Genomic DNA, 18,154 nt, shown 5'->3' on the forward strand with positions numbered 1-18,154 from the left:
TTTCTATCCATATTGATTACACCTCCCACAAATAGCGGGATAAAAAAAAGATAAGGGAAACCCCTTATCTTTTTTTATTGCCATATTTTTTCTTCACTTTGTCACGTTCTGTTGCAAGTTTACGTTTATAGTTTGGTTTTACTTTTTTTGGTTTTTTAATAACTTTCGTTGCCATAACATCAAGTTCGTCATTTGGTTTTTTACGGCTCTTACGACGACGACGCTCACCTAAATCGGCCCACTCATCTCCGCGTAAATCTACATGCTTGAACTCAATATGACGTTGTTTTTCTAAACTATCTAACGCTTCTTCGTTTGCTGGATCATATATCGTCACTGCAATACCAGAATGCCCCGCACGTGCTGTTCTTCCAACGCGGTGAACGAAGAAATCTAAATCTGATGGTAGCTCATAGTTAATAACATGGCTAATCCCTTCAATATCAATACCACGTGCTGCTAAATCAGTCGCAACAATATATTGGAATTCAAGGTCACGAATTTGTTTCATCATTTTTTTACGATCACGTGGTGATAAATCCCCGTGAATTCGTCCAACTTTTAAGCCACGTTCCATTAATCCATCAGCAACTTGGTCTGCCATCTTTTTCGTATTCGTGAAAACAACTGCTAAATACGGTTTAAATTGAAGTAGCATTTTATGCACTAAATCAATTTTATTACGATGTTTAGAAGGCACTAAATAGTGTTCAATGTTTCCAGCTGCAACTTGTTTTGGATTGATATGAATATGCTCTGGATTCTCCATATACTTCTTCAGAAACGGTTTTAGTTTTTGAGGAATTGTTGCAGAGAAAACTAACATTTGCAAGTTTTTAGGCATGCGTGCTGCAATTTTATCTACATCATGAATGAATCCCATATCAAGCATTAAGTCTGCTTCATCGATAATAATCGTATTTGCTTTATGAACAAATAATGCTTGCTCTTCTACTAAATCTTTAATACGTCCTGGTGTTCCAACTACGATATGAGGTTGTTTTTTCAACTTTTCAATTGAGCGTTGTTTATCAGTTCCACCAATTAAACAACGCGCTGTAATCATTTGGTCTTCCGCACAAAACTTTGTTAATTTCACGATTTCTTCGTAAATTTGTTGTGCTAACTCACGAGTAGGCGCTGTAATAACAAGTTGTACTTCTTCACGACTTGCATTAATTCTGTTTAATGTAGGAAGTAAGTATGCATGTGTTTTCCCAGAACCTGTTTGGGATTGTCCAATTACACTTACACCTTTTTTCACGACCGGGAAAATTTTCTGCTGAATTCCTGTCGGCTCTGTAAAGCGTAGTTCACGAACTGCATCTATTAAAAATGGTTTAAAATCATACTGTGTAAAAGTTTGTTGTGTCATAAGTTACACCTTCTTTCTAAAATTTCTACTGCGCGCACAAATCAGTCAAGTCTACATTATATCGAAATCTACAAGTAAAATCCATCTTTAGTTTAGGTTTTCACTTCAAAAACTAACCTTCTTCCCTTTTATTGCATATTGTATGTGTATATACCTAACTGAAGAAAGGAGGATTTCTCACATGTTTCCGAAATCCCCTACAAGGCAAATGTATCCGAATCCAGGGCAGCAACCTTATACACCATATCCAATTCCACAACTACCACCAATGGCACAAAAAAAGAAAGGTTTTCTTGCTAAGCTTTTTAAAAAACACGATCCAACCGAGCCTTTTATGCAAATGGTTCCACCTTACCGACAAATGGAAGGGCAACTGATGATGCATCAGCAACCACCACCGCCGCCACAATATCAACAGCAATATCAGCAGCAATACCAGCAACAATATCAGCAGCAACATCCACAATATCAACCATACATGCAGCAACATCCTGAGCAAATGATACCGCCTCAAATGTATGAATCAAATGAAACGCGCGGCGGCGCAACTACAGCTGCCACAACAGCAAGCAGTGGCATCGGCAGTTTCTTTTCGAACTTAATTTCGAATCCTACTAATATGATAAACAACATCGAAAAAGTATCCCAAGTCGTTCAATCTGTAGGTCCTGTCGTCGAACAGTATGGTCCTATTATGCGTAGTCTACCAAGCATTGTTAAAATCCTCACCTCTGGAAAAAGTACGGAAGAAAATCAAACGGAAAATGTAACAGAGCCAGTTGAGGTAGAAAGTCCGCCTCCTGCACCTCAAAAAAAGAAACGAAAACGAAAGAAAATAGTGATTGAACCTGTAATAGAAAAAGAGTTACCGAAAGAACCAGTTCAACAAACAGCAACAAAACCAAAACTATATGTGTAACAATCCTTTGTTTTCTATCCACTCCTCCTTTATAATGTAAAAGACTATGCACAAAAGTATCCCTTGTTTAGAAGGAGAGGATTACTCATATGAAAATTGTTAAAATTTCCCCTCGTGGTTATTGCTACGGTGTTGTCGATGCAATGGTAATTGCACGTAACGCTGCATTAGATAAATCATTGCCGAGACCCATTTATATTTTAGGTATGATTGTTCACAATAAACATGTTACAGACGCTTTTGAAGAAGATGGAATCATCACATTAGACGGTCCAAGTCGCTTAGAAATTTTAGATAAAATTGATTCTGGTACTGTTATTTTCACAGCACACGGTGTTTCTCCAGAAGTTAAACAACGCGCAAAAGAAAAAGGTTTAACAACAATCGATGCCACTTGCCCAGATGTTACCAAAACGCATGACCTTATCGAAGCTAAGAAAGCGGAAGGGTATCATGTCATTTATATCGGTAAAAAAAATCATCCAGAGCCAGAAGGCGCAGTTGGTATTGCACCTGACATCGTTCACCTTATCGAAAGAGCCGATGATTTAAAAACATTAGAAATTCCAACAGATAAAATTTTAGTAACGAATCAAACAACGATGAGTCAATGGGATGTTCAACATTTAATGGAGGACATTCAAAAAAAATTCCCAACAGCAGAATTCCATAAAGAAATTTGTTTAGCTACTCAAGTTCGCCAAGAAGCTGTCGCTAAACAAGCTGATGTTGCAGACTTAACAATTGTTGTTGGTGATCCGAAAAGTAACAATTCAAATCGCTTAGCACAAGTATCACAAGAAATCGCGGGTACAAAAGCATATCGAGTTGCTGATGTAAGCGAAATTCAATTAGAGTGGCTACAAGGTGTAGAAAACGTAGCTGTTACAGCAGGTGCTTCTACTCCAACGCCGATTACAAAAGAAGTTATCGCGTTCTTAGAGCAATATGACCCAATGAATCCCGCTACATGGGAAAGAGTTCGAAAAGTACCGTTACAAAAAATATTACCTCGCGTGAAAGTGAAAAAAGAACAATAATAAAAACCGTTGCTTACATGAGCAACGGTTTTTATTTTTCTTATACAAATATAAATGGATCTGTATGTAACTGCGAAGCATGAATGTGTACATTGAGTTTCTTTGCATCCACTTTTTCTTGTAATTGCTTTTGCACACCTTGTTTCATTACTTTTTCAACATTATGTCCTGGGTCAACTATATTTAAACCGAGCATCATCGCATCATGAGCAACATGATAGTAGATGTCACCAGTTACATATACATCTGCTCCTTTAAATTTCGCTTGGTTTATATATTTATTACCATCTCCACCAAGTACAGCTACTTTACGCACTTTATCATCTAACTTACCGACAACTCTTGCGCCATTCACGTCTAATGATTGTTTCACATGTTCTGCAAATTGACCAAGCGTCATTTCTTCTTGTAAGTATCCTATTTTTCCTAGGCCTAACGTTTCACCTTTATTATCAAGCGGATACACATCGTATGCTACTTCTTCATACGGATGCGCCGTTATCATTGCTTTAATCACTTTCCGCTGTAATGAAGCTGGAATAATCGTTTCGATTCGCACTTCTTCTACACGTTCTAACTGTCCAGTTTCCCCGATATAAGGATTTGTCCCCTCTTGAGGTACAAATGTGCCTGTACCCTCGCTACTAAACGTACAGTGGCTATAATTGCCGATATGACCAGCACCTGCGTCTCCTAATGCTTTCCTTACTTCTTCTGCATGAGTGACTGGCACAAACACAACAACTTTTTTCATTTCTTCTGCATATGTCGGTGCTAGAACTTCTGTATTTTGCAATCCTAACGCCTCAGCAAGTAAATCGTTTACCCCGCCCTTAGCAACATCCACATTTGTATGCGCTGCATAGATTGCAATATCATTTTTAATACACTTTTCAATAATTTTCCCATACACCTTATCTGTATGAATCGCTTTTAACGGGTTAAAAATTAAAGGATGATGAGCAATAATGACATTTGCCCCTAATTGAATTGCTTCATCCACAACTTCTTCCGTTACATCTAGCGCAATCAATACGTGCTGCACGGGTTTATTAAGCGCTCCAATCTGCAGACCAATCTTATCTCCTTCCATTGCCAAATGCTTCGGATACATACTTTCAAATAAAGAAATAATTTCATGGCCGTTTGGAATTTTACTCATGATAAAACCTCCCCTATCATTTTCATTTTCGCTTCTACTTCCCCACGCTTCGCTTTTGTTTCTTCAGAATCAGCCGCACGTTCTAACTGTTTTAAAATATTTTGGAAGTTTTTTAATTCTCCTTCCCATTTTTCAACGAAGGCTTCACTTTTTTCTGTTATTAAAAATGGTCCCATAAACAATTCAGCTTGTTTATTTTCAGAGTAAGGCGCTACAACATTTCCGCGCTCCCCTACTAAAATTTCGTAAATTTTCCCATCTTCTTTTACGATTTTTTCATGGATAAGCTCCCAACCATTCTCAATAAACCATTCACGAATATGATGCGCTGCAATATTAGGCTGTAAAATTAAACGTGTTACACCTTCTAATTTCTCTTTACCACTTTCTAAAATGTCACGAATTAACGCTCCGCCCATTCCGGCAACCGTAATTACATCTACTTCTCCTGGCGCGATAACAGCTAATCCATTCCCTTTACGCACATCTACTTTATCTTGTAAACCACTTTCAGCTACAGTTGCTTGCGCAGAGCGAAATGGTCCATCTACAACCTCTCCTGCAACTGCTTTTGTAGCAATATTATTTATAATTGTATAACACGGTAAATACGCATGATCCGATCCAATATCAGCAACTGTAGATCCTACTGGTATTTCACGTACAACTTCTTCTAATCGTTTTGAAAGCTTTACTTCATTCATGTATTTCCATTACTCCTTCTCTTGTCAGTCTGTCTGTCTGTCTCCATGATAATGAATTTATAGTAGTTGTTGCAAGCCCATAACAACAATTCACCGCTCTATCATTCATCGTATTTTAGAAAATATAGAAAAACAAGCCCTTTGCATAAGCAAAAGGCTTGTCATACGGAACTTTATTTTTTCTTCGATAACCAATCAGCTACTTTAGCGGCTTGATCAGCTGGAACTATATTGGCAGGCATATTGCCTTTTCCTTTCGAAAGAATTTCTTTAATTTCATCCTTTGAAAGTTTCCCACCAATTTTTTGTAAGTTAGGTCCAACTGCCCCTTGTAACTGATCACCATGGCAGCTCGTACAGCTTTGCTTCACAATATCCTCTGGCTTTGATGCTGTTTGTGCTGGCTTCCCGCCATTTTTTGCATCAGCTAACTCTTTAGATTTATTTAGCCCCTGAAATGAAAATACAAACATAACGATAATACCCAATGCTGCAATAAGAGCGAACGGAATCAGCGGATTACGTTTCATATCTCTTCTCCCCCCTCTATACCCCTAAATAGTTAGATGATTCAGTCATTTCCATTGTACTTGAAAACGCTCTATCAGAAAAGAGTAAACTACCACTTGTTAAAAATATTCCATAAATTCAGTTTATTGTTTTTTATTGTCATATCGCTTATTATTTCGATAATTATTAACGTTTCTCATCATATTTTTCGCTTTTCTACATATATTTTTGTATATAATAAACAAAATTAATCGAAAAATCGAAAAATGAGCATTTGCAAATCAAAAGACAATTCTGTAAAATAAATTACAAGAAATTGTAATCGTTGCCGATAGCTAAATTTTAACAAAAATTAACAAAATAAAAAAGTTTACTTCACAAAGGTGAAGTAAACTTAAAAAATAACCTATTCTAAGAAATCCTTAAGACGCTTACTACGGCTTGGATGTCTTAATTTGCGAAGTGCTTTTGCTTCAATTTGACGAATACGCTCTCTCGTTACGCCGAATACTTTCCCAACTTCTTCAAGCGTACGAGTTCGTCCATCATCTAAACCGAAACGAAGACGTAGAACATTTTCTTCACGATCTGTTAGCGTATCTAACACATCTTCTAATTGTTCTTTTAGCAATTCATAGGCCGCATGGTCCGCAGGCGATGTTGCTTCTTGGTCTTCAATAAAGTCACCTAAATGGGAGTCATCTTCTTCACCAATTGGTGTTTCAAGAGAAACTGGCTCCTGTGCAATTTTTAAGATTTCACGTACTTTTTCTGGAGCAAGATCCATTTCTTCACCAATCTCTTCAGGAGATGGTTCACGACCTAAATCTTGTAATAATTGACGTTGTACACGAATTAACTTATTAATCGTTTCAACCATATGAACTGGAATACGAATTGTTCGTGCTTGGTCTGCAATGGCACGTGTAATAGCTTGGCGAATCCACCAAGTTGCATACGTACTAAATTTGAAACCTTTACGATAATCGAACTTTTCAACAGCTTTAATTAGACCCATATTACCTTCTTGAATTAAGTCTAGGAAAAGCATGCCACGGCCTACATAGCGCTTTGCAATACTTACTACAAGACGTAAGTTTGCTTCTGCAAGACGACGTTTCGCTTCTTCATCGCCTTCTTCAATACGCGTTGCAAGTCGAATTTCTTCTTCTGCAGATAGTAAGTCTACACGACCAATTTCTTTTAAATACATACGAACAGGATCGTTGATTTTAACCCCAGGTGGTACACTTAAATCATTGAGGTCAAACTCTTCTTCTGTTTTTGTAATTTGGCGATTATTAGGGCCTTCTTCGTTGTCATTATCACCAACTAAGTCAATGCCTTGTTCACCTAAATATTCATAGTATTCATCCATTTGATCGGATTCAATTTCAAATCCATTCATGCGTTCTGCAATCTCTTCATATGTAAGAACGCCACGTTTTTTTCCGAGCTCAGTGAGTTGTTCTTTCACTTGCTCAAGGGTCATTTCAGTTTCAATTTGTTTAGAACGAGCTGGTTTGTCAGCCATCTGTTCCCCTCCTTACGCGAGATACAAACATTCATTATACTAAAACTTTATCAAAAAAGCTATTTTCTCGCTTTTTGATTTTGTAAATATGCTACATAATATTTAGCAGCCTCTACAGGATCTGTTTTTTCCATTTGTTTCACTTTAAAGATGATCTCCATCTTTTCAAGTTTTTCCTGATGCCGTCTAAGCGTCTCCAAATGGCCTTGCAACACTTCTTCTGTGTATTCTGGATTAATAAATTCATCCGTCGAAATATCAGTGATAATATTTTTCAACTTTTCATCAGAGAGCCAACTTAAAAATGTTCCGACTGAAGGTTCATTTCCCTTTTCATAATATGCGTATAGTTCATATAAAATCCCTTTATGTTCTTCTGTATGAAAATCTTCTATATGGGATTCCATACGAACAGCTACTTCTGCACTTTGCAACATATGGTAAATAATTTCTCTTTCCGCTCTTTCAAAACCTGTTAACTTCGGTTTTGTTTGAACGACTTGAGACGGTTTAGCAACCTGCTTTATTTGTTTTTGCTGTACCTTTTGTTCTTTGCGATATTGGTGCAATTGATTCAAAAGTGTTTCCATTGAATACGAAAATTCTTGCGATAATGACTTCAAATATGACTCTGCCTGCATCGCATCTTGTAACAACGATAACTCTTTTAAAACACTTTTCACATATTCTTCTTTGCCAGACTCATCTTGCAAATTTTTCCCTAAACGCAAATAATTTATTTTAAAACCAACAAAACTCACACTTGATTTCACAAGATTTTCAAAAGCAGTAGTCCCATATTGTTGCACATATTCATCAGGATCAAGCTTATCTGGCAAGGATGTGACTTTCACTTGGCAACCAACTTTTAGCAATAATTGCCCTGCTTTCATCGTCGCTTCTCGCCCTGCTTTATCACCATCATAGCAAAGAACAACAGTTTCAACGTTACGTCGCAGAAGTTTTGCTTGTTCTTCAGTTAAAGCTGTTCCCATTGTCGCAACAGCTTCTTCCACACCACTTTTTACCGCAGCTAGTACATCGGCATATCCTTCAAAAAGAACCACTTGCCCACGTTTTCTAATAAACGGTCTTGCTTGGTGGAAGTTATACAACAATTTACTTTTGTGAAAAATCGGTGTTTCAGGGCTATTTAAATATTTCGGAGTGTCATCTCCTAACGCCCTTCCACTAAACGCTATCACCTTACCTTGTAACGTATAAATCGGGAACATAACTCTTCCACGGAAGCGATCATAATGACTACCATCCTTCTCACTTCTTATTAGAAGGCCAGCTTGTTCCATACTAGACAGCGATAAACCTCTTTTTTGTAAAATTTTCGTCGCTGCATCCCAGGCAGGTGATGCATAACCAATTTCAAACTTCTCAATCATCTCTTTCGTAATACCACGGTTTAATAAATATGAAAGTGCTTCATTTCCCTCTTCCGTATTTACTAATAAATGATGATAATACTTTTTCAATAATTCATGAGCTTGTTGCATGATGACAGTGTCATCAGATATGTCTTCTTGTTGTCCTTGCCCTGATGTATACTCTGCAACCGCAATTCCATTTCTTTCGCCTAGCTTTTGAACAGCCTCGGTAAAAGCCAGTCCTTCCATTTTCATTAGAAAGGAAAATACATTTCCACCTTCTCCACATCCGAAGCAATGAAAAATTTGCTTATCAGATGAAACAGAGAATGAAGGAGATTTCTCACCATGAAATGGACAAAGGCCGAAATAGTTACGCCCCTGTTTTCTAAGTTGAACGTATTCACCAATGACTTCTACAATATCGGATGATGTCCGAATCTGTTCAACAACTTCTTCGGGAATTCTGTTCCCCATAACTCCATCTCCGTGTCGTATTTTGTATTCGATATAAATTAAAAAATTCCTTTATAATTCGACAATATTTTTCTAAACTTGTTAGAAAGTGTTGCCGATTACATTGTATAAACGATTTTAAACCTTTCCTATAGGTCCTTTATCTGCATAAATCGCATATACATACTTGCTATATAAAATTGTATACATTTGCTCATCTGTTACAAATGTATCTCTTAGAAACAATACATATACACCTTTTTATAAGAAGAGTAGCAAGCCACATATACCGTTTGATCTTGAGATTTGTAACTTTTTCATGTTGATCCATATAACGATCAACTCCATTTTGTTCAGTATCTACAAAGATCCAATGGCCTTGCTATTTCCTTAAAGGATGAGCATATGATGCGACAAACAAAATTCCGACATGAAATTCCGCTCCAACTTGCACAATTTCAGCCTTCACGGGATATACATCCACACCAACTAATATGTTGTCAATGCTTTGCATATTTCTGTATTCTACATCCCTTCTGTGAATCCTTCCATAATGTGCGTTTTCTTGTATAGATTTTGTCGATTTAACGTAATTACATGTCTTTTTCGTAAATCCTATCCCTAGTTTATTCTGAAAAATTAAAGTCTAAACGTAAAATATAGGTTTTTATCACAATTTTTTATTATAATATATTTTCTTCAACTACGCTACATATCCCTTTATTTTTTCATCTTACATTTCAGGATGACAAACTCACACCTTGAATATACTAAAAGACAAAGGAGTATAAGTATAACCATTACACTACAATCTATTACAAAATCCATAGGTACCATATTTCACACGAGCGAAAAAAGCACATTCACCTTTGGTAAATGTGCTAAAACATTTTTTGGTTTTGCACTGCATTCACAATAATATTTGCTGTTTCTTCAATTGCTTTATTCGATACATCGATTACTTGACAATTTATTTTACTAATTACTTCCTCAAAGTGATCAATTTCTTCTTGAATACGATTAATATTTGCATATGTTGCTCCATCACTTAATCCAAGTGATTTTAATCGTTCTTTTCGAATATGATTTAACTTATCTGGCGTAATTTTCAAACCGAAACATTTTTCTTTTGCCACTTGATATAGTTCTTCAGGTGGGTCAACTTCTGGCACGAGTGGTACATTCGCAACTTTCAAGCGTTTGTTATGAGCTAAATATTGGGAAAGTGGTGTTTTTGATGTACGCGAAACACCAATCAACACGATATCCGCTTTTAAAATACCTCGTGCATCTCTGCCGTCATCATACTTCACAGCAAACTCAATCGCTTCAATCTTTTTAAAGTATTCTTCATCTAACCTACGGACAACGCCTGGCTCACATCTCGGCACTTGCCCCGTAATTTCTTCAATTTGATCAATAAGAGGGCCGATAATATCGTATGCCTCTACCCCTTCTTTTGCAGCCTCTGTTACTAAATATTTGCGCATATCAGGCTTAACTAACGTAAAACATATAAGTGCTTGATTACTCTTAGCAATCGAAATCACTTCTTTTAATGTCCCTGTATCTTCTACATACGGTACACGTCTAATATCAGGAGCAAACGGGAATTGCCCCATTGCTGCTCGAACAACCAAATCAGCCGTTTCCCCTACAGAGTCAGATACGACATATACGATTTTATTATCCATTACATTACCTCACTTTAAACAAATTACACTTATTCGTTATTTACTAAATTTACAAACGCACGTGTAATATTTGTTTTTGTAATTCGCCCAATCACTTCTAAACCTTGTTTCGTATCTTTTACAACTGGCATTGCATCAATCTGTCTTTCTATTAATTCCATCGCAATATCATATAAAGAATCCTCTCTACGACACATCGCAATGTTTGGCATCCTTGTCATGATAATATTAACCGGAAGAGAGGTTAAATCCTGCTTTCCTAAGCTCGCTCTTAATAAATCTTTACGAGACACAACACCAACTAATAGAGTCATCTGATCTACAACGAACAATGTACCAACGTCCTCTAAAAACATCGTACAAATTGCATCGTATACGGAAACATTTTTATCAATTACAACCGGTCTAGATTGATAATCTTGTACTTTAATTTTCTTAACAGCTTCAGATAATAACTGCCCCCCAGTTTTACCCGTATAAAAATAACCTACGCGTGGACGTGCTTCTAAATAACCAGCCATCGTTAAAATTGCTAAGTCTGGTCTTAGCGTCGCACGTGTTAGACCCAATTGCGCTGCAATTGATTCCCCTGTAATAGGACCGTGATCTTTTACAATCTGAATTATATGTTCTTGCCGTTTATTCAGCTCTATGATAATCACCACCTTTAATGCACAACGAAAAAAGTTATACTATCTCTTAAATATTATATACTAAATATGCTATTCGAAAAAGAAAGTATGTAAAAAGGACCGTATACGGCCCAAAATTATATTTGAAACTTATCAAGTTGTTCTAAAAAACGTCTTGATTTCAAATAAATTCCGCAATATTCATCATAATATGTATTCAATACTAAACGCATTTGTTTTTTTGTGCTATCCTTTACCGATACATTTCCGAGCCTATGTAAATCGAAATGGAAGAAAAGACGTAATAATTTATGAACAGCTTCTCCTACCGGTATACGATACGGGTCTTGCTCCGCATGACGTGAGCACAGAAAACCGCCTTCCCTAACGGAGAAGGCGACAAAGTCTGTTTCTTGATGACAAATCGCACATGTATCAAAGTACGGGCGCATCCCTAATACCGGAAGCATTTTCGTTTGATAAATTAATGATAATACTTCTGGATCAACACCCTCACACATATAATGCAACGTTTGATATAACATTTCAAATAAATACGGATTATGTTTTTTATCTTCTGTTGCTTTATCAGTTAATTCAACAATAAATGATGCATAAGCAGTTAAAAATATATCCTCGCGAATTTCTTTCATAGTTGAAATAATCTCGCCTTGTTGCAATGTTCCAAGCCCAGATCCCATTTGAATAAGAAACTGGCCATGTGTCATTAATTGCGACACAGATGCTAATCGGCTTTTCGGTTTTTTTGCCCCTCTTGCCATTGCACTTACCTTACCAAGTTCTCTTGAGAATATTGTAACAATCTTGTTCGTTTCTCCGTAATCTGTCGTACGGATAACGATGCCCTCAACTTTTTGAAACATGTTCGTCACCATCCAAGGTTTGAACAAAACGGGTCAAGAAATTGGAGAGTCTAGATGCGCTAGCTCCTCTTCATGTTGATCCATCTCATCGTTTACGTCTTTTTCCATTTCTTTCAAAAGCAAGTACGTTTCAATGCTTCCTGTTTTGGAGAAAAACTTCCAGGTAAAATCTAGCATAAGAATCCACCTTTCTCAATAAGCGTAGCCTATAAACCAATTTCCTTTGTTGTTATTAAATTGACCCATTTTGTCCATTTTCATGTGAGAAAAATTTTTCCTAATTTATCAAAGTTCATAAAAACCAATAATCAGTGGATGAACCAACCATCCACTGATTACAGCTTGACTCTATTTTAGTACTCATCCTCGCGGAAACCTAGGTCACGAAGCTGAGACATTTTATTACGCCAATCTTTTTGCACTTTTACCCATACTTCTAAAAATACTTTAGAACCAAGTAGCGCTTCAATATCAAAACGAGCTCGCTTACCAACTTCTTTTAACATTTTCCCTTGTTTTCCGATGATGATTCCTTTTTGTGATGCACGTTCAACAACAATCGTTGCATTTATATAAACTGCCCCGCCCTCACGCTTTTGAATCGCATCGATAACAACAGCCACAGAATGCGGCACTTCTTCACGTGTTAAATGTAGTACTTTCTCACGAATAAGCTCTGCAATAATAAATCTCTCCGGATGATCCGTTACTTGATTATCTGGATAGTATTGTGGTCCTTCTGGTAAATACTTTTTAATTGTTCCAATTAAAGCGTCCACATTATTACCGTCTAACGCAGAAATTGGTACAATTTCTGCAAACTCATGTAGTTTACGATATTGATCAATTAACTCTAGTAATTGCTCTGGATGAAGTTGGTCAATTTTATTAATAACTAAAAATACTGGTTGTTTCGTTTCTTTTAACTTCTCGATGATGAATTCTTCACCACGACCAAAGCCTTCGACAGCATTAACCATAAACAGAACGATATCAACTTCTTTTAATGTCGTTTGCGCCATCTTCACCATGAAGTCGCCTAGTTTATGTTTAGGTTTATGTATTCCTGGTGTATCAATGAAAATAACTTGTGCATCATTTTCTGTATATACACCTTGAATTTTATTACGAGTCGTTTGTGGCTTATCACTCATAATAGCAATTTTCTGGCCGATAATACGATTTAAAAATGTAGATTTCCCAACATTCGGTCTGCCAATAATAGAGACAAAACCTGATTTATAACCTTTTCTATTCATGTAAATCCTCCGCTAAAAATGCTCCTGGTAACAATTCTCCGACTGTCGTCTCCTGAACGTCACCATGTAAATTTGTTAAGTATACTTTCGTATCCTGTTTACATAATTCTACCATAACTTGTCGACATGCTCCACAAGGAGGTACTGGGCGCTTTGTATCTGCTACAACCGCAATGGCTACAAATTCTTTATCTCCTTCAGAAACCGCCTTAAATAAAGCTGTTCTTTCAGCACAATTACATAAGCCATATGATGCATTCTCAACATTACATCCACGATATACTTTTCCATCGCGCGTTAATAGTGCTGCACCTACTTGAAATTTAGAATATGGTACGTACGCTTGTTTACGCGCTTCGATTGCTTCTAGAATTAATTGTTTACTATTCATATTCCCGCATCCTTCCTGTTCACAGCTATGAAGAGGTACACTCTCTCATTAAAGCCCCTTACGGCACTTCCAAAGCTTAATAAAAGCTTCGGAATGCAACTATACCATATACGGTAAAAAGATAATAGCACCAATTATAACAGCTATAATTGCAAACAATAAAACCGCTCCTGCCGCAACATCCTTTGCAATTTTTGCAAATGGATGAATATCGGCAGTCGCTAAATCTACTGTTTTTTCCACAGCCGTATTTACCATTTCTAAACTCATTACACTACCTATTACAATAAGTAATATCATCCACTCTGTTCTCGTAATATGGAAATAAAAGCCGCAGCATATAACAATGACTGCGGCTAAATAATGGATTTTCATATTTCGTTCATGACGAAAACAAAAGAATATACCAGCTATAGCATATCCAAAACTATCTATAAGTTTTCCTTTTTTCATCGTCCTAATCCAAAAGCTTCTAAAATTTCTTTTTGTCTTCCGAACATTTCTTTTTCATCTTCTTCTGTCATGTGATCATAACCAAGTAAATGTAAAAAGCCATGTAACGCCAAAAATCCAAGTTCACGATCGAAAGAATGTCCGTACTCTTCAGCTTGCTCTTTCGCCCTTGGAATAGAGATAATAAGATCACCTAACATGCGCGGCATCTCTGCACCAACAATCTCCATTTCTCCTTCTCCCATTTCTTCCATGGCAAAGGATATTACATCTGTAGGTTGATCTTTATCTCGGTAATCACGATTAATTTCTCTAATGCGCTCATTATCTACAAATGTCACCGATACCTCCGCACCATCCTCGATATTTTCCATTTGAGCTGCTTTTTCTAACACTTCACGAATTAAACTCATATACGCTTCTTTTACTTCTTCTGTTTCATCAATAAAATCAATTAACAAACTCATTCTTTCTCCTTTTCTTCCGGAAGTTCCGGATATGTAATACGCGAATGGAAAATACCATTTAACGTTTCACACAACGTTTTTCCAACGATTTGTAGTTCCTTAAACGTCAAATCACATTCACTAAATTGACCGTCTTGTAGTCGATCTTTAATAATACTTTGCACCAAATTATTAATTTGTTCTGGCGTTGGGTGATTCATAGAACGTACCGCAGCTTCTACACTATCAGCAATACCAACAATTGCCGATTCTTTCGAAGTTGCTTTTGAACCTGGATAACGGAACATCTCTTCTGTATATTTTTCTTTATCTTCTTTAATAGCTTTATAATAAAAATATTTCAGTAACGTTGTACCGTGATGTTGCCCAGCGATATCAATAATTTCTTGTGGAATATGATATTCTTCGAGCATTCTTACTCCATCCGTTACGTGAGCAATTATAATATCTTTACTCGTTACAGGATCTAATTTATCATGCGGATTTTCAATTCCCATTTGGTTTTCAATAAAAAATTGCGGTTGTACTGTTTTTCCTACATCATGATAATATGCCCCTACACGCGCTAATACACCATTTGCCCCGACTGCTTCACAAGCAGCCTCAGAAAGATTCGCTACCATTACACTATGATGATATGTCCCTGGCGCTTCTAACAAAATTCTGCGTAAAAGCGGATGATTTGGGCTTGATAGTTCCATAAGCTTCATACTTGATACGATTCCAAGTCCACTTTCTAAATATGGTAAAATCCCCATAGCCAAAACGGATGATATAATCCCTGAAAGCGAAGCCATTAATAATTGCGTACCAATTTCAAGAGGCGAAAAATTCCCATTACGTAATAATAAGAGCGCCGCCAATACGACTACATTTAATACAGAAACGAGTATACCAGCTTGTAAAATCATTGTACGACGATTTTTTTCTCGCAAGAAAATACTAACCGATAATGAACTTAACAATACGTAAATCCCTACACTATAATTTAATGTACTCGTTACTCCTTCATTAAACATAATACTTCCGCATACAGAAAAAATCATACTCGTTAAAAAGACAAATCGATCACCAATCATTAGTTTTACAAGTATTGTTCCCATCGCAACTGGGACAACATATGCAATCCCCGCGTATTCAAGTTTTTGAAACAAACTAATGATTTTCATTAAGACAATTGTGATAGACAAAATTGTAATATACGCTAAAACATACGGTCTATCTTCTCTTTTTCTCTTTAAAAATAATTCAAATTGTTTATGCATAAAGTATAGTAACACACCAATGAGTACCGCTAATCCAACATAAGGTTGAAAGCCGTTCCCTTTTTCTAACAAACCAACTAATTTCAACTGATTATACACATCACTTGAAATTGTTTCACCTTCTCTAACAAGAACTTGTCCTTGAAGAATATAAACAGGTGGAACTAAATCTTCCTCTGCTTTTCTCTTCTCTTTCGTTAAGATCGGGTCATAAAAATAGTTTGCTGAAATTGCATATCTTCCTAGCGCCTTAATCGACTCTTTTAAACCATTATCAACATTAACACTATTCATCTCACTTACATATCGTTCTTTCGCATCTTTCAATTCGTCCATTTTAATATGCTCAGTCATGATACTATTAATTGCTGTGACCGCAGCATCTTTCGCTAATACTAATTGGCTCGAATCTGCATTAATCAAACTTAGTAAGTTTGAATCAGATAATTCTTTCGTTAAGTCAGCGGGTAGTTTCTTTTTTAACTTCTCCACTTTCTCAGCATCAGTCATCTTTTTTTGATCATCCGGTCCAACAGCTTTAATCTCTTGCACCACTTCATCCACTTTAGCAAAGACGTCATTCACAATATCAACTTTGTTTTGTTTATACTCACTTTTATATGTATATTGATCTTCAACTTTTGTAGCGGCTTCTTTTTTCTTTTTATCCGTTGTAACTTTATCTTCAATTTTTATAGGAGAATGGATTGTCTTTTTCGCAATAGAATACATATTAACATCTAATTGCTCTGGTTTTACATTATTCATAAGCGCAAAAAACAGCACCGCTCCTAATACAACGTAAGAAATCCAACTTAGTTTTTTCGAATGTTGTAAATTACGAAACCACTTAGAAATTTCTTGAGATCTTGACATGATTTCAATACCTTCTCCTCTCCAGAAATAAAGTGAAACTATTTATAGCTTTCATTTCTTCTACCAAACGATACTTTGAGGCAACATTTTATACACTAGTACCTATAGTTTATTTTCCTTATCTTTCATGATAGTAAAAAATATGACGTTCGCCAACCTTATCATACAAAAAGAAATGATCCTGACAAATAGGATCATTCCATTTTATCATATGCCTCAATAATACGTTGCACCAATGGATGTCTCACAACGTCCGTTTGTTCTAATGTAATAAATGACAGACCTGATACACCAGATAAAATATTAGCAGCTATAGATAGCCCTGATTTTACCCCTTTTGGCAAGTCTACTTGTGAAGGGTCCCCTGTAATAACCATTTTAGAACTAAAACCTAATCTTGTTAAAAACATTTTTATTTGAGCACCCGTTGTATTTTGAGCCTCATCTAAAATAACAAATGAATCATCAAGCGTACGCCCCCTCATATAAGCAAGCGGCGCGATTTCAATTACTCCTCGCTCCATCATACGCTGCGTATATTCTTGTCCAAGAATATCATGTAAGGCATCATATAATGGGCGTAAGTATGGATCTACCTTCTCTTTCAAATCCCCTGGTAAAAAACCTAAATTTTCTCCAGCTTCTACAGCAGGTCTTGTTAAAATAATTTTCTTTACATACCCTTGTTTTAAAGCCCTCACAGCCATTACTACAGCTAAGTATGTTTTTCCAGTTCCTGCAGGCCCTATCCCAAAGACAATATCATTCTTCTTCATCGCATGAATATATCGTCTTTGCCCCATTGTTTTTACACGAATGGATTTACCTTTTGCAGTCTTGAAAATTTCTTCTTCATATAACTCTTCAAATTGAGCAATTTTCCCTTGTTGTGCAAGCTGAATTGCATACGCAACATCTCTCTCTGAAATTGATATACTTTTACGAATTACAACAAGTAATTGCTGTAAGATTTTTTCTACGAGTGTCACCGTTTCAACTGCCCCAGATACATGAACAGTTTCTCCTCTAGTTACGATCGATACATTCAGTTCTCGTTCAATTACTTTTAAATGTGCATCATTGACTCCAAAAAGAGCGATTGCTTCGTTAGTATTTTCCAATTGTTGGTTCATTTCTACTAATTGTTCTGCCAT

18 protein-coding genes are annotated in these 18,154 nt (G+C 36.4%); 2 read left to right on the plus strand and 16 right to left on the minus strand.

Annotated elements, in window-relative coordinates; translation table 11 throughout:
* Positions 1-64 precede the first annotated feature (64 nt).
* Positions 65-1,375 (minus strand): DEAD/DEAH box helicase, encoded by a 1,311-nt coding sequence (locus tag MHB52_RS22250; protein WP_061663040.1) that lies wholly within the window; start codon positions 1,373-1,375, stop codon positions 65-67.
* A gap of 181 nt (positions 1,376-1,556) precedes the next feature.
* Here MHB52_RS22250 and MHB52_RS22255 point away from each other — a divergent pair, with 181 nt between their 5' ends.
* Together MHB52_RS22255 and MHB52_RS22260 are read left to right on the plus strand one after the other, a co-directional pair.
* Positions 1,557-2,294 carry a YqfQ family protein gene (locus tag MHB52_RS22255; RefSeq protein WP_061663041.1) on the plus strand — a complete coding sequence of 246 codons (738 nt, stop codon included), beginning with the start codon at positions 1,557-1,559 and terminating at the stop codon, positions 2,292-2,294.
* An 89-nt stretch (positions 2,295-2,383) separates the two neighbouring features.
* Entirely contained in the window at positions 2,384-3,334 is a 951-nt protein-coding gene (locus MHB52_RS22260; protein WP_000706659.1) for a 4-hydroxy-3-methylbut-2-enyl diphosphate reductase, read from the plus strand.
* A 40-nt stretch (positions 3,335-3,374) separates the two neighbouring features.
* Here MHB52_RS22260 and MHB52_RS22265 read toward each other — a convergent pair whose 3' ends face one another.
* The 15 genes from MHB52_RS22265 to MHB52_RS22335 all read right to left on the minus strand — a co-directional run bounded on the left by MHB52_RS22265 (position 3,375) and on the right by MHB52_RS22335 (position 18,154).
* Positions 3,375-4,496: a Nif3-like dinuclear metal center hexameric protein gene (locus MHB52_RS22265; protein WP_061663042.1), complete on the minus strand. Its 1,122-nt coding sequence runs from the start codon at positions 4,494-4,496 to the stop codon at positions 3,375-3,377.
* A complete protein-coding gene (locus MHB52_RS22270; protein ID WP_001006545.1) occupies positions 4,493-5,200 on the minus strand; it encodes a tRNA (adenine(22)-N(1))-methyltransferase in 708 nt (235 codons plus the stop codon). Before MHB52_RS22270 ends, MHB52_RS22265 begins: the two co-directional genes overlap by 4 nt.
* 173 nt (positions 5,201-5,373) lie before the next feature.
* On the minus strand, positions 5,374-5,730 hold the full coding sequence (cccA, locus tag MHB52_RS22275; RefSeq protein ID WP_000828141.1) for a cytochrome c550: 357 nt from the start codon (positions 5,728-5,730) through the stop codon (positions 5,374-5,376).
* A gap of 386 nt (positions 5,731-6,116) precedes the next feature.
* Complete coding sequence (rpoD, locus tag MHB52_RS22280; protein WP_000764066.1) at positions 6,117-7,244, minus strand: RNA polymerase sigma factor RpoD; 1,128 nt, start codon at positions 7,242-7,244, stop codon at positions 6,117-6,119.
* Between the two features lie 59 nt (positions 7,245-7,303).
* Positions 7,304-9,100 (minus strand): DNA primase, encoded by a 1,797-nt coding sequence (dnaG, locus tag MHB52_RS22285; protein WP_061663043.1) that lies wholly within the window; start codon positions 9,098-9,100, stop codon positions 7,304-7,306.
* An 860-nt stretch (positions 9,101-9,960) separates the two neighbouring features.
* Positions 9,961-10,773 (minus strand): pyruvate, water dikinase regulatory protein, encoded by an 813-nt coding sequence (locus MHB52_RS22290; protein WP_000368935.1) that lies wholly within the window; start codon positions 10,771-10,773, stop codon positions 9,961-9,963.
* A gap of 29 nt (positions 10,774-10,802) precedes the next feature.
* Positions 10,803-11,435, minus strand: a complete 633-nt coding sequence (locus MHB52_RS22295) for a helix-turn-helix transcriptional regulator (RefSeq protein WP_000583756.1) — start codon at positions 11,433-11,435, stop codon at positions 10,803-10,805.
* A gap of 107 nt (positions 11,436-11,542) precedes the next feature.
* Positions 11,543-12,289, minus strand: a complete 747-nt coding sequence (gene recO, locus MHB52_RS22300) for a DNA repair protein RecO (protein ID WP_000487013.1) — start codon at positions 12,287-12,289, stop codon at positions 11,543-11,545.
* A gap of 33 nt (positions 12,290-12,322) precedes the next feature.
* The gene (locus MHB52_RS22305; protein ID WP_000883924.1) at positions 12,323-12,466 is read right to left on the minus strand and encodes a YqzL family protein; all 144 of its coding nucleotides are present in this window, start codon (positions 12,464-12,466) and stop codon (positions 12,323-12,325) included.
* 176 nt (positions 12,467-12,642) lie between these two features.
* A complete protein-coding gene (gene era, locus MHB52_RS22310) occupies positions 12,643-13,548 on the minus strand; it encodes a GTPase Era (protein ID WP_001080229.1) in 906 nt (301 codons plus the stop codon).
* On the minus strand, positions 13,541-13,939 hold the full coding sequence (locus MHB52_RS22315) for a cytidine deaminase (RefSeq protein ID WP_001086282.1): 399 nt from the start codon (positions 13,937-13,939) through the stop codon (positions 13,541-13,543). Before MHB52_RS22315 ends, era begins: the two co-directional genes overlap by 8 nt.
* Positions 13,940-14,038: 99 nt before the next feature.
* Positions 14,039-14,392 carry a diacylglycerol kinase family protein gene (locus MHB52_RS22320; RefSeq protein ID WP_000715469.1) on the minus strand — a complete coding sequence of 118 codons (354 nt, stop codon included), beginning with the start codon at positions 14,390-14,392 and terminating at the stop codon, positions 14,039-14,041.
* Positions 14,389-14,859, minus strand: coding sequence for an rRNA maturation RNase YbeY (ybeY, locus tag MHB52_RS22325; protein WP_000054679.1), 471 nt, complete (start codon positions 14,857-14,859; stop codon positions 14,389-14,391). The genes MHB52_RS22320 and ybeY overlap by 4 nt, the downstream gene beginning before the upstream one ends.
* A complete protein-coding gene (locus MHB52_RS22330; RefSeq protein WP_000091514.1) occupies positions 14,856-17,000 on the minus strand; it encodes an HD family phosphohydrolase in 2,145 nt (714 codons plus the stop codon). The genes ybeY and MHB52_RS22330 overlap by 4 nt, the downstream gene beginning before the upstream one ends.
* A 194-nt stretch (positions 17,001-17,194) precedes the next feature.
* Positions 17,195-18,154 (minus strand): PhoH family protein, encoded by a 960-nt coding sequence (locus tag MHB52_RS22335; protein WP_000840520.1) that lies wholly within the window; start codon positions 18,152-18,154, stop codon positions 17,195-17,197.

Source organism: Bacillus sp. FSL K6-0073, assembly GCF_038006085.1.
GTDB classification, from domain to species: Bacteria; Bacillota; Bacilli; order Bacillales; family Bacillaceae_G; genus Bacillus_A; species Bacillus_A cereus.

What these genes read in the sequence shown, in the direction of transcription:
- MHB52_RS22250 (WP_061663040.1), bottom strand. Translation starts at nt 1,375, where the DNA reads ATGACACAACAAACTTTTACACAGTATGATTTTAAACCATTTTTAATA.
- MHB52_RS22255 (WP_061663041.1), top strand. Translation starts at nt 1,557, where the DNA reads ATGTTTCCGAAATCCCCTACAAGGCAAATGTATCCGAATCCAGGGCAG.
- MHB52_RS22260 (WP_000706659.1), top strand. Translation starts at nt 2,384, where the DNA reads ATGAAAATTGTTAAAATTTCCCCTCGTGGTTATTGCTACGGTGTTGTC.
- MHB52_RS22265 (WP_061663042.1), bottom strand. Translation starts at nt 4,496, where the DNA reads ATGAGTAAAATTCCAAACGGCCATGAAATTATTTCTTTATTTGAAAGT.
- MHB52_RS22270 (WP_001006545.1), bottom strand. Translation starts at nt 5,200, where the DNA reads ATGAATGAAGTAAAGCTTTCAAAACGATTAGAAGAAGTTGTACGTGAA.
- cccA (WP_000828141.1), bottom strand. Translation starts at nt 5,730, where the DNA reads ATGAAACGTAATCCGCTGATTCCGTTCGCTCTTATTGCAGCATTGGGT.
- rpoD (WP_000764066.1), bottom strand. Translation starts at nt 7,244, where the DNA reads ATGGCTGACAAACCAGCTCGTTCTAAACAAATTGAAACTGAAATGACC.
- dnaG (WP_061663043.1), bottom strand. Translation starts at nt 9,100, where the DNA reads ATGGGGAACAGAATTCCCGAAGAAGTTGTTGAACAGATTCGGACATCA.
- MHB52_RS22290 (WP_000368935.1), bottom strand. Translation starts at nt 10,773, where the DNA reads ATGGATAATAAAATCGTATATGTCGTATCTGACTCTGTAGGGGAAACG.
- recO (WP_000487013.1), bottom strand. Translation starts at nt 12,289, where the DNA reads ATGTTTCAAAAAGTTGAGGGCATCGTTATCCGTACGACAGATTACGGA.
- MHB52_RS22305 (WP_000883924.1), bottom strand. Translation starts at nt 12,466, where the DNA reads ATGCTAGATTTTACCTGGAAGTTTTTCTCCAAAACAGGAAGCATTGAA.
- era (WP_001080229.1), bottom strand. Translation starts at nt 13,548, where the DNA reads ATGAATAGAAAAGGTTATAAATCAGGTTTTGTCTCTATTATTGGCAGA.
- MHB52_RS22315 (WP_001086282.1), bottom strand. Translation starts at nt 13,939, where the DNA reads ATGAATAGTAAACAATTAATTCTAGAAGCAATCGAAGCGCGTAAACAA.
- MHB52_RS22320 (WP_000715469.1), bottom strand. Translation starts at nt 14,392, where the DNA reads ATGAAAAAAGGAAAACTTATAGATAGTTTTGGATATGCTATAGCTGGT.
- ybeY (WP_000054679.1), bottom strand. Translation starts at nt 14,859, where the DNA reads ATGAGTTTGTTAATTGATTTTATTGATGAAACAGAAGAAGTAAAAGAA.
- MHB52_RS22330 (WP_000091514.1), bottom strand. Translation starts at nt 17,000, where the DNA reads ATGTCAAGATCTCAAGAAATTTCTAAGTGGTTTCGTAATTTACAACAT.
- MHB52_RS22335 (WP_000840520.1), bottom strand. Translation starts at nt 18,154, where the DNA reads ATGGCAGAACAATTAGTAGAAATGAACCAACAATTGGAAAATACTAAC.